This is a genomic window from Pseudoduganella chitinolytica (assembly GCF_029028125.1).
In the GTDB taxonomy this organism is placed as follows: domain Bacteria; phylum Pseudomonadota; class Gammaproteobacteria; order Burkholderiales; family Burkholderiaceae_D; genus Rugamonas; species Rugamonas chitinolytica.
The window spans coordinates 4,930,887-4,944,716 of sequence record NZ_CP119083.1; the positions used below are offsets into that span (position 1 = coordinate 4,930,887).

Here is a 13,830-nt window from a genome sequence, read left to right on the forward strand (position 1 = left end):
CACCTGTGGGAATGCCTTAAGCCTGCGGGGCAGGATTCGGCTGGTACTGCTTCCACTCTTCTTCCGTGATGTACTCGAACACGCGCACCACTTTCGACACGCCGTTCACGCCGCGCGCGATCTCGGTCGCCTTGTTGGCTTCGCGCTGCGTCACGCGGCCCATCAGGTAGACGACGCCGCGTTCGGTGACGACCTTGAACGAGTTGGCGGAGATGTCCTTCGCGTCCACCAGGCTGGCCTTGACCTTGGTGGTCAGCAGCGCGTCATTCGAGCGCGACGTGTAGCTGGCCGGGCCCGCGATTTCCAGTTCGTTGACGACCGACTGCACGCCCTCGATGGCTTTGACTTCGCGCTCGACGGCGGCCTTCATGGCCTCGTCGCGCACCTCGCCCGTCACGAGCGCCTTGCGGTTGAACGAATTGACGTTGACGTGGCCCGCGTCGCCGACGATGTTACGGATGCGCACATCGGCCTTGACGGCGATGGACTTGTCCTCCGTCTGCGCGCCGAACGTGCGGCGGTCGGAAGCGGCCATGGTGCCGGCGACGGCGCCGCCGGCAACCAGCGCGACGCAACCGGACAGGCTGCTCATCATCATGCCGCCCAGCAGGGCGACGGCGACCGGGCGTTGCAGGCGGCGCAACAGGGTGTTACTCATTCACATCTCCTCCGAACAGGGCGACGTCGATGCCGTCGCAAATGCAGTGGATACAGGTCAGGTGGACTTCCTGGATGCGCGCGGTGCGCTCGGCCGGCACGCAGATGTGCACGTCCGCATCCGTCAGCATCTTGCCGATGGCGCCGCCGCCCTTGCCCGTCAGCGCCACGACGCGCATTTCGCGCTCCAGCGCCGCCTCGATGGCGGCCATGACGTTGGCCGAGTTGCCGGAGGTGGAGATCGCCAGCAGGATGTCGCCGGCCTGGCCGAAGGCCTGCACCTGCTTGCTGAAGATCTCGCGGTAGCTGTAGTCGTTGGCGACGGCCGTCAGCAGCGACGTGTCGGTGGTCAGGGCCAGCGCGGGCAGCGGGAAGCGCTCGCGCTCGAAACGGCCAACCAGCTCGGCAGCGAAGTGCTGGGAGTCGGCCGCGGAGCCGCCATTGCCGCAGGCAAGGATCTTGTTGCCATTGGAGAGAGCGGCAAACATCAGTTCGATCGCCTGCGCAATCGGTTGCGCCAGGACGGTTGCGGACTGAATCTTGGTTTCGGCACTTTCGTGGAAGTGCGAGAGGATGCGTTGATTAGTCATAGTCATTGGATTATATAGTGCGGCGCCGCCCACCGCCCCGCAAGCGCCGTTAAATCTGCTTACACCTGTGTAAAGGGAACGTTTGAGGGAGCGTTATGAAAACTGCACGTCGCGCAACCAGGCAATGCGGCCGGCGTCGATGGCGATGACGTCGAAACGGCACGGCGGCACGCGCGGGTAGCGCAGCAGGAAGGTCTCGGCCGCATGCACCAGGCGGCGCTGCTTGGCCGGCGTGATGCTGGCCGCCGCGCCGCCGAACGCACTGCCCTGGCGACGCCGTACCTCGACGAACACGAGGCCGGCGCCGTCGCGCATGACGAGATCGAGCTCGCCGCCCTGGCAGCGGAAATTGCGCTCGACCAGGGTCAAACCCTGGCGCAGCAGGTGGGCCAGCGCCGCATCCTCGCCCTGCTGCCCCTTGTCCTGCTTGTCGGTGCGGGGCATGGCGGGCCTCGGCTGGCTCTACTGCTGCTGGGTATTACTGCCGGGCGTGGCCGGCGCCAGCGGCACGGCGACACCGTTGCGATAGACGGCGGTCGGTTCGACGCGGCGGAACTTCGCCGGCCCGTTGCCCATCTCGATGTTCAGCTGGCCCGTCACGCCATCCAGCACGATCGGCTGGCCGGGCTTGCGGGCCACTTCGCGCGCGACGCGGAAGGCATCGATGCCCAGCGCATACAGGCGCTCCATGTCCGCCGACAGGCGCGCCTCGTCGCGCGGCTCGGGCCGCGGGTAGGTCATCACGGCGGGATGGTCGCGCTGCACTTGCCACGGCAGGTCCAGCAGGCGGATGCCATCGAGTTCGGCGCCCTGCAGCAGGTTGACGCGGCCAGGGTTGAGCGAGGAGGTGCCGTACAGCGGCACGTCGCCCAGCGGTGGCGCGTTCAGCGCGATGCGCAGCTGGCGCACCTGGTCGGCATCGAGCGCGGCAAACAGCAGCTCCACCGGATCGCTGGCCAGGCGCGCGCGCAGCGCCACCAGTTCCGGATCGCTCAGGTAGCCGTTCGGGGTGCTCAGTTCCAGCGTCTTCGACGCATGGCCCAGGCGCTGCCACTGCGCGGCAAACGCACTGGCGATGCGGCGCTGCCACTCCTTGCCGCCGGAGACGACCAGGGCTTCGCCGCCGGGGTAGTCCTGCGCGGCCCAGTCGGCGACCTGGCGCGCCTCGTCCTCGATCGACAGGCCGATGGGCAGCAGCTTGGCCGGCAGGCTGGCGTCGTCGCGGCCTTCCGGACGGTTCAGGGCGATGGTCGGCTTGGTGACGAGCGCGCTGGCCGCCAGCGCCGTGACGGCCGAGCGGGCCAGCGGGCCGACGACGATGTCGTTCTGGCCCAGCGCGGCCTGGTACGTGGGCAGCACTTCGTCGGGTGCGTCGCCCGTTTCGATGACGGTCACCTCGAAGCCCGTCTTGTCGCGCTCCCACGCGGCCATGAAGCCGGCGCGCAGCGCATCGGCGGCCTGGCCCAGCGTTTCCGAGCGCAGCGGCAGCATCAGGCCGATGCGGACCGTCTGACCGGTCGCTGCGGGCGCCGCGGCCTCGCCGGCGCTCCCTGGCGGCATCGCTACCGCATACACCTGCGCTTCCTCGGGCGGCGGCGCGGGCGGCCGGTCCGGCAGGCGCGTGCGCTCGACCGGCGGCGGGCTTGCCACAGTCTCGATAGGCGCGCACAATCCTCCCGGGCTGTCGCAGGGCGTGCTGCAGGCCGACAGCGCCAGCGCGGCGGCCACGCCCAGAACCAGTGTTTTTATCTTATTAGCCAGCATCCTACCCCCAATGACAGTTCAAGACTCCAGCGCGCTCGCGGCGCTCCCCGTGCTCGGCGAAACGGCACTCCAGACCTATCCTACGGCCACATTGTATGTAGTGGCCACCCCCATCGGCAATGTTACCGACATTACCCTGCGTTCGTTGCACGTGTTGACGCTGGTGGACGCGATCGCCTGCGAGGATACCCGCAACACGGCGCACCTGCTGCAGCGCTTCGGCATCCACAAGCCGCTGGTGGCGGCGCACATGCACAACGAGCGGGAGGCGGCCGAGGTGCTGGTGCGGCGCCTGCAGGCGGGCGAGCGGATCGCGCTGGTGTCCGATGCCGGCACGCCCGGCGTCTCCGATCCCGGTGCGAAGATCGTCGATGCCGTCATCGCCGCCGGCCTGCGCGTGGTGCCGCTGCCCGGCGCGTCGGCCGCCATCACGGCGCTGTCGGCCAGTGGCCTGGTCAACGACCAGTTCCACTTCGTCGGCTTCCTGCCCTCCAAGGGCAAGCAGCGCGAGACGGTGCTGCATGGCCTGCGCGGCGTGACGGCGACGCTGGTGTTCTACGAGGCGCCGCACCGCATCGTCGACTGCGCGCAGGCGCTGGCCGAAGCCTTCGAACCCACGCGCCAGGTCGTGTTCGCGCGCGAACTCACCAAGCTGTTCGAGGAAATCCACCGCTGCCCGCTGGCCGAGGCGGCCGCCTGGCTGCAAGCGGATTCGCATCGCGAAAAGGGCGAATACGTCGTGCTGCTGGAAGGCGCCCCGGCCGCCACCGATGCCGGCGACGCGGAGGCCGAGCGCATCCTGGGCATCCTGCTGGCCGAGTGCTCCGTCAAGCAGGCCGCCAGCCTGGCGGCGCAGATCACGGGCCGCAAGAAAAACGCGCTGTACGAACGGGCGCTGGCGCTGAAGGGCGAGTAAAGCGCCGGCGTAAAGTCAGGGCGTATCCGGGCCGCAGTACTGCGCGAAACCGGGCACGCCTTCCAGCCGGCGCAGGTAAGCTTCCACCGCCGGCAGCTGCACGCGCTCGATCGGCGTCATGCGCCAGCGGTGCACTGACAGCGCGATGACCACATCCGCCAGCGTCACCGCCGGTCCCGCGACAAATGCCCCGGTGCGCGCCAACTGCGCATCCAGGAGGCGCATCTTGCCGTTCCAGTCCTGTACGCTGGCCGCGACGGTCGCATCGTCGAACTTGTCGCTGCCCCGCATCAGCGCCATGAAGGCCGGGCGCCAGGCAGTGTTCAGCTCCGTGGCCTGCCAGTCCATCCACTGTTCCACCCGGGCCCGCGCCAGCGCGTCGGCCGGCAGCAGCGGCGTATCGCCCGCGCGGGTGGCGAGGTAGCGGCAGATCGTGTTCGACTCCCACAGCACGGTGTCGCCATCGCGCAGCACCGGCACCTGCGCATTGGGATTCAAGGCCGTGAACTCGGGCACGCGCGGATCGCGCACGCCGCTGCCCCACGGTTCAAGCTCCCATTGCAGCTCCAACAGGCGGCAGGTCCACAGCACCTTGCGCACGTTAATCGAGGTTTCCTTGCCCAGTATGGTCAGCATGAGTGTCCTGTCGGTTGGTTAGAATTTGCAGCCGCTGTCTTTCTTGTCCATCAGCCAGATCAGCGGGGCCAGCAGGCCGCCCTCGCCGTTGCGGCAGTCCGGCCGGGCAGACCTGGCGATGTTCTTGCCCAGTCGTTCGCTCTCGGTATCCTCCGGCGCCTTTTGCCTGGCCAGCTTGTCGGCCGCCCAGTTGTCGGAAGTCGGCAGGTCTTTCGCGACGGCGCGTGCAGTGGCACGCGCCGCATGCAAATCGAGTTGCGGCTCACCCTGCGGCTCTTCTTGGCGCGCCGTTGCGGCGGCAGGCTCCCTCGGCGGCGCGATGGCGTCGGCCGGTGCGGGACGGGGCGCTGCGGCGACCGCTGCCGGCGCGGTACGGCGCGGCCGCGTGGTGCGCTCCGGTGGCGCTGCTGGCGGCGTGGGCGCGGCGGCTTGCGGCGGCGGTGCCGGTGGCAGCAGGCGCACCGTCAGCAACTGCGTCCACGCCCGCCGGTCCGGCGCGACCGGCGTAGCGGTCGGCAGGCGCAGGTAGAACAGCAGCAGCGCGTGCAGCAGCACGGAGACGGCCAATCCCGCCAGGAGCGCATGGCGGCGCGGCGCGAGGAAGGGGGACGTTGACTGCATGGCGCGAAACCGGAGTGACCAAAGAATATCAATCTTCGCACATTGTTTATTTGGCATCCACGTCAAGGCGAAATAATTTTGCGACGGGGTTGACGAGATCGTTGGCGGCCGGTATTATCTTGCTTCTTCGGAGTGTAGCGCAGCCCGGTAGCGCATCTGGTTTGGGACCAGAGGGTCCAAGGTTCGAATCCTTGTACTCCGACCAAGATTCAAAAGAAAACCCCGCGAGTTTCGGCTTGCGGGGTTTTTTTATGGGGTCCGTCCCAGCATGGGGACTGAGCCCGAACTTTGCTCGCTACTAGTTAACTTCGGGGTCAGTCCCGCAGGGACAGACCCCAACCTCCGATTTATCCCGCCCGCTTCGCCAGAATCGCATTCCCCACCCGGCTCGCCCCCTTGCGCCCCAGGAACTGCGAAATGAATGCGCCAGCATCCACCACGGCATCCAGGTCCACTCCCGTCTCGATGCCCAGCCCGTTCATCATGTACAGCACATCCTCCGTCGCCACATTGCCCGTCGCGCCCTTGGCATACGGGCAGCCACCCAGGCCCGCGACGGACGAATGGAAGATCGTGATGCCCAGCTCCAGCGCCGCGTAGATATTGACCAGCGCCTGGCCATAGGTATCGTGGAAGTGGCCGGACAGGCCGTCGATGCGGAACTCGCCAATGGCCGCCTGCATGACTGCCTGCGTCTTCCTTGGCGTGGCCACGCCGATCGTGTCGGCGATATCGATCTCGTCGCAGCCCAGGTCGCGCATGCGCGCCACTACGTAGGCCACCGATTCGAGCGGCACCTCGCCCTGGTACGGGCAGCCGAAAGCCGTGCTGACGCTGGCACGCAAGCGCAGGCCGTGTTCCTTGGCCGCCTTGGCGACCGGTTCGAAGCGCGTGATCGATTCCGCGATCGAGCAGTTGATGTTGCGCTGCGAGAACGCCTCCGACGCCGCGCCGAAGATCACGACTTCGCCGGCCCCCGCGGCCAGCGCCGCCTCGAAGCCCTGCATGTTCGGCGTCAGCGCCGAATAGATCACGCCCGGCTTGCGCACGATGCCCGCCATGACCTCGCGGCTGGTGGCCATCTGCGGTATCCACTTGGGCGACACGAACGACGCCGCCTCGATGTTGGCGAAGCCGGCGGCCGTCAGGCGGTTCACCAGCTCGATCTTGACGTCGGCAGGGACGTTTTCCTTCTCGTTCTGCAGGCCGTCGCGCGGGCCCACCTCGACGATCTTCACCTTGCTTGGCAGGCTCATATCAGTACCCCAGTTCCCGGTTGACGATATCGGCGCAGGGCAGGCCCTGCTCCAGCAATGCGATCTTCTCGGCCATCTGCTGCACGCTCTCCCCGCGCAGCGTCATGGCCGCGATGTGCGGCGTGATCGTGATGCGCGGCTCCTGCCAGAACGGGTGCTGCAGCGGCAGCGGCTCGTGGCGGAACACGTCCAGGGTGGCCCCGGCGATATGACCGCTCTTGACGAACGTCAGCAGGTCCGGCTCCGACAGGTGCGCGCCGCGCGCCACGTTGATCACGTAGGACCCCGGCGGCAACTTGGCCAGGTTGGCGCGGTTGAGGATATTGGAGGTGTCCTCCGTCAGCGGCAGCACGCAGACGACGACGCGGGTGCGCTGCAGGAAGGTGTCCAGCCCCTCGGCGCCGGCAAAGCACGTGACGCCGTCCAGCGACTTCGCGCTGCGGCTCCACGCGTGCAGCGGGAAGCCGAACGGTTTCAGGCATTCCAGGATGCGCTGGCCCAGCGCGCCCACGCCCATGACGCCGACGGCAAAGCCGGCCTTGTCGTGCGGCGGCAGTGGGCGCCATTCGCCCACCGCGGCCTGGTCCTCGTACTGGTCGAAGCGGCGGTAGTAACGCAGCACCGCATGTGCAACGTACTCGGCCATCTGTACGCCCATGCCGGCATCGCCCAGGCGCACGATGGGAATGTGGCGCGGGATCGCGTCGCCATGGCGCAGGATCGCATCGGCGCCCGCGCCCATCAGGAAGATCGCCTTGACCTCGGCCAGCTCGCGCAGCATCGCCTCGGGGGGCGCCCACACGACGGCGTAGTCGCATGGCGCGGGCTTCTCCCCTTCGGTCCAGGCCACGCAGGTTGCGCCCGGCAGGTACCGGGCGAAGTCGTCGGCCCACGGCGCCATATTGCCGTCGGCCCGGTACAGGAGGATACGCATCGCGCCTCCCTCAGGCCGCGGCGCGGAACGCCAGCAGCGGCGCGCCGTCCGTCACCTGGTCGCCCACGGCGTACAGCACCTCGTCCACCGTGCCGTCGTGCGGCGCGGCGATGGTGTGCTCCATCTTCATCGCTTCCATGATGACGAGCGGCTCGCCCTTCTTGACGTCCTGGCCCTCTTTGGCCAGCACCGCGACGACCTTGCCCGGCATCGGCGCCGTCAGGCGGCCGCCTTCGCTCTCGACTTCGCCCGCATGGGCCAGCGGGTCGTTGTAGTGCAGCGTGTAGTGGCCACCGCCGACAAACACGTGGAACGCATCGCCGTCGCGCCGCACGCAGCCCTGCACGGAGGTGTCGCCCAGCTTGATCGACAGCTCCACGCCGGCGCGCGCCATCAGGCTGACATCGACGTCGATGCCCTTGATCGTCAGTTCCCAGCCATGCGGCAGGTACTTGAAGCACGGCTGGTACGCCTTGCCGTGTTCGTCCGTGAACGACAGCGTGCGGATGAAGCGCGCATTCATGCGCCAGCCCAGCGCCTGGCCCCACGGGTCGCCGCCGTTGGCGCCCGATTGCGTCGCCGCCCGGTCTTTCTCCTGCTCGATCAGCGCGACGGCGGCCAGCGCCAGCGCGGTCACCGGGACCGAGCGGGCCGGCGGGAACAGGGCGTCCTTGTTGCGTTCGATCAGGCCTGTGTCCAGGTCGGCGTTGGCGAACGCCTCCGACTCCACCAAGCGCTTGAGGAACGCGATATTGGCCGCGAGGCCCACGATCTGGTACTGCGCCAACGCCTGCGCCATGCGTGCCAGCGCCTGCTTGCGGTCGGTGCCCCACACGATCAGCTTGGCGATCATCGGATCGTAGTAGGGCGAGATCGCATCGCCTTCGCGCACGCCGGAATCGACGCGCACGGCAGCGGGCTGCAGGCTGTTGCCGCCCAATTCGAAATTGACGGCGCCAGGGGTCTCCAGGTGGCGCAGCGTGCCGATCGACGGCAGGAAGCCCTTGTCCGGATTCTCGGCATAGATGCGCGCCTCGATCGCGTGGCCGTGGATGCGCAGCTCGTCCTGCTGCTTGGGCAGCGGCTCGCCGGCTGCCACGCGCAGCTGCCACTCCACCAGGTCCGTCCCGGTGATCATTTCCGTGACCGGGTGCTCGACCTGCAGGCGCGTGTTCATTTCCATGAAGTAGAACGAGCCATCCTGGTTGGCGATGAATTCCACCGTGCCGGCGCCGACATAGCCGACGGCCTTGGCGGCCGCCACGGCCGCATCGCCCATCGCCGCGCGGCGTTCGTCGGTCATGCCTGGCGCGGGCGCTTCCTCCAGCACCTTCTGGTGACGCCGCTGCACCGAGCAGTCGCGCTCGAACAGGTAGATGCAGTTGCCGTGGGTGTCCGCGAACACCTGGATCTCGATATGGCGCGGGCGCAGCAGGTATTTCTCGGCCAGCACCTTGTCGTCGCCGAAGGAGCTGATGGCTTCGCGCTTGCACGAGGCCAGCGCTTCCTTGAAGCCCTCGGCATTCTCGATGACGCGCATGCCCTTGCCGCCGCCGCCGGCGGAGGCCTTCAGCAGCACGGGATAGCCGATGCGGTCGGCCTGGCGTTGCAGGAAGTCCGGGTCCTGCTCGTCGCCGTGGTAGCCCGGGACCAGCGGCACGTTGGCTTGTTCCATCAGCGACTTCGCGGCGGACTTCGATCCCATCGCGCGCATGGCCGATGCCGGCGGGCCGATGAACACCAGGCCCGCCTCGGTGCACGCTTCCGCGAACTCGGCGTTTTCGGACAGGAAGCCATAGCCGGGGTGGATCGCCTCCGCGCCGGTGGCCAGCGCGACGGCGATGATCTTGTCGCCGCACAGGTAGCTTTCCTTGGCCGGCGCGGCACCCAGCAGCACCGCCTCGTCGCACACGGCGACGTGCTTGGCGTTCGCATCCGCTTCCGAATACACGGCAACCGTGCGAATGCCCATGCGCCGGGCCGTGGCGGCCACGCGGCAGGCGATCTCGCCCCGGTTGGCGATCAGGACTTTCTTGAACATGTCTCCTCCTCTGGCTCTCGGGCCTTTTTATGGGGTCGATGCGGCGCTTAGCAGCCGCAGGCTTCCTTCTGTACGGACTCCAGCGTCGCGGCGCGGGTCGGCAGGCCCAGTTTCTCCAGCAGGGCGCGGTCGTCGTTGGCTTCCGGGTTATCGGTGGTCAGCAGCTTGTCGCCGTAGAAGATCGAGTTGGCGCCGGCCAGGAAGCACATCGCCTGCACGGCTTCGCCCAGTTCCCGGCGGCCAGCCGACAGGCGCACGCGCGCCTTCGGCATCGTGATGCGCGCCACGGCGATCGTGCGCACGAATTCCAGCGGATCGAGGCGGTCCATGCCGTGCAGCGGCGTGCCTTCCACCTGCACCAGGTGGTTGATCGGCACCGATTCCGGGTACGGGTTCAGGTTGGCCAGCTGGGCGATCAGGCCGGCGCGCTGCTCGCGCGTTTCGCCCATGCCCACGATGCCGCCGCAGCAGACCTTCAGGCCGGCGTTGCGGACGTGGCCCAGCGTGTCCAGGCGGTCCTGGTATTCGCGCGTGGAGATCACGTTGTTGTAGAACTCCGGCGCCGTGTCCAGGTTGTGGTTGTAGTAGTCCAGGCCCGCGGCCTTCAGGCGCTCGGCCTGCTGCTCTTCCAGCATGCCCAGGGTGGCGCAGGTTTCCAGTCCCAGCGCCTTCACTTCGCGCACCATTTCCTCGACCTTGTCCATGTCACGGTCCTTCGGGCTGCGCCAGGCGGCGCCCATGCAGAAGCGGGTGGCGCCGTTCTCCTTGGCCTGCTTCGCCGCTTCCAGCACGGTGGCGGTGTCGAGGATCTTCTTCGCTTCCACGCCCGTGTCGTAGCGCGCGGCCTGCGGGCAATAGCCGCAGTCTTCCTCGCAGCCACCCGTCTTGATCGACAGCAGCGTCGCCAGTTCCACGTCGCCGGCCGGGAAGTTGGCGCGATGGGCTTCCTGCGCCCGGAACATCAGTTCGTTGAACGGCAGCTCGAACAGTGCCAGCACGTCTTCGCGCGGCCAGGTGGCCGCTTCCGGCAGCTTGATGGCCGCGGTCGGGCGGTGCAGGGCGACGGTTTTCGGTTCATGCAGGGACATCGTGTTCTTCCTTAATCGTTTGTTACGGCGTGTTGGTGCGGTGGGCCGGCCAGTTCGGCAGGCCCGATAAATCGAGGTACTCGGCGCAGGCGGCGGCCGACGGTTCGCGCAGCCGGGGCACGCGGCCCAGCAGCGGCGCGGGGATGCGGGCGGCCAGCGCGGCGATATTCTCGCCGGCGAACGCCATCTCCGGTTCCAGTGCGTTGGCGACCCAGCCAACCAGCTTCAGGCCGCGCGCGGCGATGGCTTCGACCGTCAGCAACGCGTGGTTGATGCAGCCCAGGCGCATGCCGACGACGAGGATGACGGGCAGGTCGAGCTGCTGCGCCAGGTCGGCGGTGTCGTACGTATCGGTCAGCGGCACGCGGAAGCCGCCGACGCCTTCGACGACCGTGGCATCGCTGGCCGCGGCCACTTCCAGGTACGCGGCCAGGATCGGCACGGGATCGATCGCGACGTGCTCCAGCGCGGCGGCGATGTGCGGCGCGGCCGGTTCCTTCAGCAGGAACGGCGTCGTGATCGATTGCGGCAGGTGCACGTTGCCGGCCGCTTCCAGCTGGTCGCAGTCGTCGTTGTGCAGGCGGCCGTCGCGCAGCACGGCGCCGGCCGCGACGGGCTTCATGCCGCAGGCGCGCACGCCGCGCTGCACCAGCGCGTGCAGCAGCGCGGACGAGACCAGCGTCTTGCCGATCTCGGTATCGGTGCCGGTGACGAAGCAGGCAAAACGCGGCGGAATGCCGGCCGCTGCCGGTGCCGGCACCGGAGCGGATTCCACGGCCAGCGCCGGCTCGAGGTCGGCGACGACAGTGGCGTCGGGGGCGATCACAGGATCTTCGAGTGCCATCTCAGGTCCTTTCCAGTTGATTCAGGGCGGCGGCCAGTTGGGCCACCTCGTCTGCCGTGTGCGCGGCCGAGAACGTCACGCGCAGCCGGGACGTGCCCGCCGGGACGGTAGGCGGGCGGATCGCGCCGACCCACATGCCCTGTTCGTACAGGGCGGCGCCCACGCGCATGGTTTCGTCGTTGCGGCCGATGACGACGGGCTGGATGGCCGTGTCGGAGGCCAGCGGCTGCCAGCGTCGCAATTGCAGGCTCTCGCGCCATTGTGCCACCAAAGCCTGCAGCTGGCTGCGGCGGGCGCGGCCCTCGTCGCCCGCGATGATGTCCAGGCTCGTCAGCAGCGCGTGCGCCAGCGCGGGCGGCGCGGCCGTCGTGAAGATGTAGGGACGCGCACGCTGGATCAGGGTCTCGATCACGGTCTTGTGCGCGGCCACGAAGGCGCCGCCGACACCGGCCGCCTTGCCCAGCGTGCCCATGTAGACGAGGTTCGGCGAGCGCAGGTCGAAGTGCTCCAGCGCGCCCCGCCCCGTCGCGCCCAGCGTGCCGAAGCCGTGCGCGTCGTCGACGACGAGCCAGGCGTCATGCCGTTCGCACAGCGCCAGTAAGGCCGGCAGCGGCGCCAGGTCGCCGTCCATCGAGAACACGCTGTCGGTGACGACGATCTTGTTGAGCGCCGTGCTCTCGGCCAGCAGCGCTGCCAGCGCCGCCAGGTCCGCATGCGGATAGACCTTGACCGTGGTGCGCGCCAGCCGGGCGCCGTCGATCAGCGAAGCATGGTTCAGCGCTTCGCTGAAGATGGCCGTGTCCTTGTCGACACCGGCCAGGCCCGTGATGACGGCCAGGTTGGCCATGTAGCCGGTGCAGAAGCTCAGCGCGCGCGGCTCGACCAGGTACGGGCCGACGAACGCGGCCAGCCGCTCTTCCAGTGCCACGTGGGCGCTGGTGTGCCCGCTGATCAGGTGGGAGGCGCCGCTGCCCGCGCCATAGCGCGCGGCGCCTTCCTGCAGCGCGGCGACGACGGCCGGGTGGCCGGCCAGGCCCAGGTAATCGTTGCTGCAGAAGGCCAGCATGGCCCGGCCGTCCACGCTCACGCGTGGGCCGCATGGCGTCTCGACCGTCTTGCGCACCCGGATCAGGCTTTGCTCGTGCAGGTCGTGCAGGCGCTCTTCCAGTTGGTTCAGCAGTTTCATGTCAGCTCGCGATCGTTCGGTCGAACACGGCCAGCGTACGGGCCGCGAGCAGGTCGATGTCCTCGTCGGACAGGATATAGGGCGGCATCAGGTAGACCGTGTTGCCGATGGGGCGCAGCAGCAGTTCCTGCTCGGTGGCGTGGGCGAAGAAGCGGCGCGAGAACGTGTTGTTCACGCCGGTCGCGTCGAACGCCCAGATCATGCCCTGCTGCCGGAAGTTGTTGACGCGTGCGTGCTGGCGCAATGGGGCCAGCGCGGCGGCGATGCGTTCGGCCTTGGCGCGGTTCGCCGCCAGCACGTCGTCCTGCGCGAAAATGTCGAGCGTGGCCAGCGCAGCGCGGCAGGCCAGCGGGTTGCCCGTGTACGAGTGCGAGTGCAGGAAGCCGCGCGTCACGTCGGCGCTGTAGAACGCCTGGTACACATCGTCGGTGGTGAGCACGAGCGAGAGCGGCAGGTAGCCGCCGCTGATGCCCTTCGACAGCGTGACGAAGTCCGGCCAGATGCCGGCCTGCTCGCATGCGAAGAACGTGCCGGTGCGGCCGCAGCCGACGGCGATCTCGTCCAGGATCAGGTGCACGCCGTAGCGGTCGCACAGCGCGCGCACCAGTTGCAGGTAGAGCGGATCGTGCATCGCCATGCCGGCGGCGCACTGCACCAGCGGCTCGACGATGATGGCGGCGATCTTGTCCGCCTTTTCCTCGAACAGGCGCTCGACTTCCAGCGCGGCGCGGCGTGCCACGTCCTGCGCCGTCTCACCCTCGCGCGCCTGGCGTGCATCCGGCGACATCACTGTTTGCGCCGCGCGCAGCAGCGGGCCGTAGGCGTCCTTGAACAGCGCCACATCCGTGACGGCCAGCGCGCCGATGGTCTCGCCGTGGTAGCTGCCCTGCAGGCAGACGAATTCCTGTTTTTCGCCCATGCCGCGGTTGCGCCACGAGTGAAAACTCATCTTCAGCGCGATCTCGACGGCCGACGCCCCGTCGGACGCATAGAACGCGTGACCCAGGCGGTGGCCCGTCAGCGCGGCCAGGCGCTCGGACAGCTCGATCACCGGCTCGTGGGTGAAGCCGGCCAGCATGGCGTGTTCCAGCTTGTCCAGCTGGTCGCGCAGCGCCGCGTTGATGCGCGGGTTGGCGTGGCCGAACAGGTTGACCCACCATGAACTGATGCCGTCCAGGTAACGGCGGCCGTCATGGCCGTACAGCCACGCGCCGCGGCCGTGGCTGACGGGGATCAGCGGCGTGGTTTCGTGGTGCTGCATTTGCGTACACGGGTGCCACACGCTGGCGAGGCTGCG

General features: G+C 68.3%; 14 protein-coding genes and 1 tRNA gene. 2 read left to right on the forward strand and 13 right to left on the reverse strand.

The window, feature by feature from the left end:
• Nucleotides 1-16: 16 nt before the first annotated feature.
• From PX653_RS21940 to PX653_RS21955, 4 genes are all read right to left on the reverse strand, one after another.
• Nucleotides 17-658, reverse strand: a complete 642-nt coding sequence (locus tag PX653_RS21940; RefSeq protein WP_277414825.1) for a BON domain-containing protein — start codon at nucleotides 656-658, stop codon at nucleotides 17-19.
• Entirely contained in the window at nucleotides 651-1,247 is a 597-nt protein-coding gene (locus PX653_RS21945) for a phosphoheptose isomerase (protein ID WP_107139841.1), read from the reverse strand. The genes PX653_RS21940 and PX653_RS21945 overlap by 8 nt, the downstream gene beginning before the upstream one ends.
• A 93-nt stretch (nucleotides 1,248-1,340) precedes the next feature.
• Nucleotides 1,341-1,691: a YraN family protein gene (locus PX653_RS21950; RefSeq protein WP_277414826.1), complete on the reverse strand. Its 351-nt coding sequence runs from the start codon at nucleotides 1,689-1,691 to the stop codon at nucleotides 1,341-1,343.
• 18 nt (nucleotides 1,692-1,709) lie between these two features.
• The gene (locus PX653_RS21955; RefSeq protein WP_277414827.1) at nucleotides 1,710-3,011 is read right to left on the reverse strand and encodes a penicillin-binding protein activator; all 1,302 of its coding nucleotides are present in this window, start codon (nucleotides 3,009-3,011) and stop codon (nucleotides 1,710-1,712) included.
• Between the two features lie 10 nt (nucleotides 3,012-3,021).
• On the opposite strand from PX653_RS21955, the gene rsmI reads away from it, so the two are divergent.
• Nucleotides 3,022-3,927 (forward strand): 16S rRNA (cytidine(1402)-2'-O)-methyltransferase, encoded by a 906-nt coding sequence (gene rsmI / locus PX653_RS21960; protein WP_277414828.1) that lies wholly within the window; start codon nucleotides 3,022-3,024, stop codon nucleotides 3,925-3,927.
• A gap of 15 nt (nucleotides 3,928-3,942) precedes the next feature.
• Here the strand turns inward: rsmI and PX653_RS21965 are convergent, their stop codons facing one another.
• Both PX653_RS21965 and PX653_RS21970 read right to left on the reverse strand, forming a co-directional pair.
• Nucleotides 3,943-4,563, reverse strand: coding sequence for a glutathione S-transferase family protein (locus PX653_RS21965; protein ID WP_277414829.1), 621 nt, complete (start codon nucleotides 4,561-4,563; stop codon nucleotides 3,943-3,945).
• A gap of 18 nt (nucleotides 4,564-4,581) precedes the next feature.
• Nucleotides 4,582-5,184 carry a hypothetical protein gene (locus PX653_RS21970; protein ID WP_277414830.1) on the reverse strand — a complete coding sequence of 201 codons (603 nt, stop codon included), beginning with the start codon at nucleotides 5,182-5,184 and terminating at the stop codon, nucleotides 4,582-4,584.
• A 128-nt stretch (nucleotides 5,185-5,312) separates the two neighbouring features.
• On the opposite strand from PX653_RS21970, the gene PX653_RS21975 reads away from it, so the two are divergent.
• Nucleotides 5,313-5,389 (forward strand) — tRNA-Pro (locus tag PX653_RS21975).
• A 142-nt stretch (nucleotides 5,390-5,531) separates the two neighbouring features.
• On the opposite strand, the gene PX653_RS21980 is transcribed toward PX653_RS21975, so the two are convergent.
• From PX653_RS21980 to bioA, 7 genes are read right to left on the reverse strand one after another with little or no spacing between them, the layout of a single operon-like run.
• Nucleotides 5,532-6,440 (reverse strand): hydroxymethylglutaryl-CoA lyase, encoded by a 909-nt coding sequence (locus PX653_RS21980; protein WP_277414831.1) that lies wholly within the window; start codon nucleotides 6,438-6,440, stop codon nucleotides 5,532-5,534.
• 1 nt (nucleotide 6,441) lies between these two features.
• Nucleotides 6,442-7,374 (reverse strand): 2-hydroxyacid dehydrogenase, encoded by a 933-nt coding sequence (locus PX653_RS21985; RefSeq protein ID WP_277414832.1) that lies wholly within the window; start codon nucleotides 7,372-7,374, stop codon nucleotides 6,442-6,444.
• A 10-nt stretch (nucleotides 7,375-7,384) separates the two neighbouring features.
• Nucleotides 7,385-9,415: an acetyl/propionyl/methylcrotonyl-CoA carboxylase subunit alpha gene (locus tag PX653_RS28390; protein ID WP_371876365.1), complete on the reverse strand. Its 2,031-nt coding sequence runs from the start codon at nucleotides 9,413-9,415 to the stop codon at nucleotides 7,385-7,387.
• A gap of 47 nt (nucleotides 9,416-9,462) precedes the next feature.
• Nucleotides 9,463-10,503, reverse strand: a complete 1,041-nt coding sequence (gene bioB / locus PX653_RS22005; protein WP_277414833.1) for a biotin synthase BioB — start codon at nucleotides 10,501-10,503, stop codon at nucleotides 9,463-9,465.
• 22 nt (nucleotides 10,504-10,525) lie between these two features.
• On the reverse strand, nucleotides 10,526-11,347 hold the full coding sequence (bioD, locus tag PX653_RS22010) for a dethiobiotin synthase (protein WP_277414834.1): 822 nt from the start codon (nucleotides 11,345-11,347) through the stop codon (nucleotides 10,526-10,528).
• A 1-nt stretch (nucleotide 11,348) separates the two neighbouring features.
• Nucleotides 11,349-12,533, reverse strand: coding sequence for an 8-amino-7-oxononanoate synthase (bioF, locus tag PX653_RS22015; protein ID WP_277414835.1), 1,185 nt, complete (start codon nucleotides 12,531-12,533; stop codon nucleotides 11,349-11,351).
• Nucleotide 12,534: 1 nt separating this feature from the next.
• Nucleotides 12,535-13,794, reverse strand: a complete 1,260-nt coding sequence (gene bioA / locus PX653_RS22020) for an adenosylmethionine--8-amino-7-oxononanoate transaminase (protein WP_371876366.1) — start codon at nucleotides 13,792-13,794, stop codon at nucleotides 12,535-12,537.
• Between the last annotated feature and the right edge of the window lie 36 nt (nucleotides 13,795-13,830).

Coding starts and splice junctions, on each gene's coding strand:
- PX653_RS21940 (WP_277414825.1), bottom strand. CDS start 658: ATGAGTAACACCCTGTTGCGCCGCCTGCAACGCCCGGTCGCCGTCGCC.
- PX653_RS21945 (WP_107139841.1), bottom strand. CDS start 1,247: ATGACTAATCAACGCATCCTCTCGCACTTCCACGAAAGTGCCGAAACC.
- PX653_RS21950 (WP_277414826.1), bottom strand. CDS start 1,691: ATGCCCCGCACCGACAAGCAGGACAAGGGGCAGCAGGGCGAGGATGCG.
- PX653_RS21955 (WP_277414827.1), bottom strand. CDS start 3,011: ATGCTGGCTAATAAGATAAAAACACTGGTTCTGGGCGTGGCCGCCGCG.
- rsmI (WP_277414828.1), top strand. CDS start 3,022: ATGACAGTTCAAGACTCCAGCGCGCTCGCGGCGCTCCCCGTGCTCGGC.
- PX653_RS21965 (WP_277414829.1), bottom strand. CDS start 4,563: ATGCTGACCATACTGGGCAAGGAAACCTCGATTAACGTGCGCAAGGTG.
- PX653_RS21970 (WP_277414830.1), bottom strand. CDS start 5,184: ATGCAGTCAACGTCCCCCTTCCTCGCGCCGCGCCGCCATGCGCTCCTG.
- PX653_RS21980 (WP_277414831.1), bottom strand. CDS start 6,440: ATGAGCCTGCCAAGCAAGGTGAAGATCGTCGAGGTGGGCCCGCGCGAC.
- PX653_RS21985 (WP_277414832.1), bottom strand. CDS start 7,374: ATGCGTATCCTCCTGTACCGGGCCGACGGCAATATGGCGCCGTGGGCC.
- PX653_RS28390 (WP_371876365.1), bottom strand. CDS start 9,415: ATGTTCAAGAAAGTCCTGATCGCCAACCGGGGCGAGATCGCCTGCCGC.
- bioB (WP_277414833.1), bottom strand. CDS start 10,503: ATGTCCCTGCATGAACCGAAAACCGTCGCCCTGCACCGCCCGACCGCG.
- bioD (WP_277414834.1), bottom strand. CDS start 11,347: ATGGCACTCGAAGATCCTGTGATCGCCCCCGACGCCACTGTCGTCGCC.
- bioF (WP_277414835.1), bottom strand. CDS start 12,533: ATGAAACTGCTGAACCAACTGGAAGAGCGCCTGCACGACCTGCACGAG.
- bioA (WP_371876366.1), bottom strand. CDS start 13,794: ATGCAGCACCACGAAACCACGCCGCTGATCCCCGTCAGCCACGGCCGC.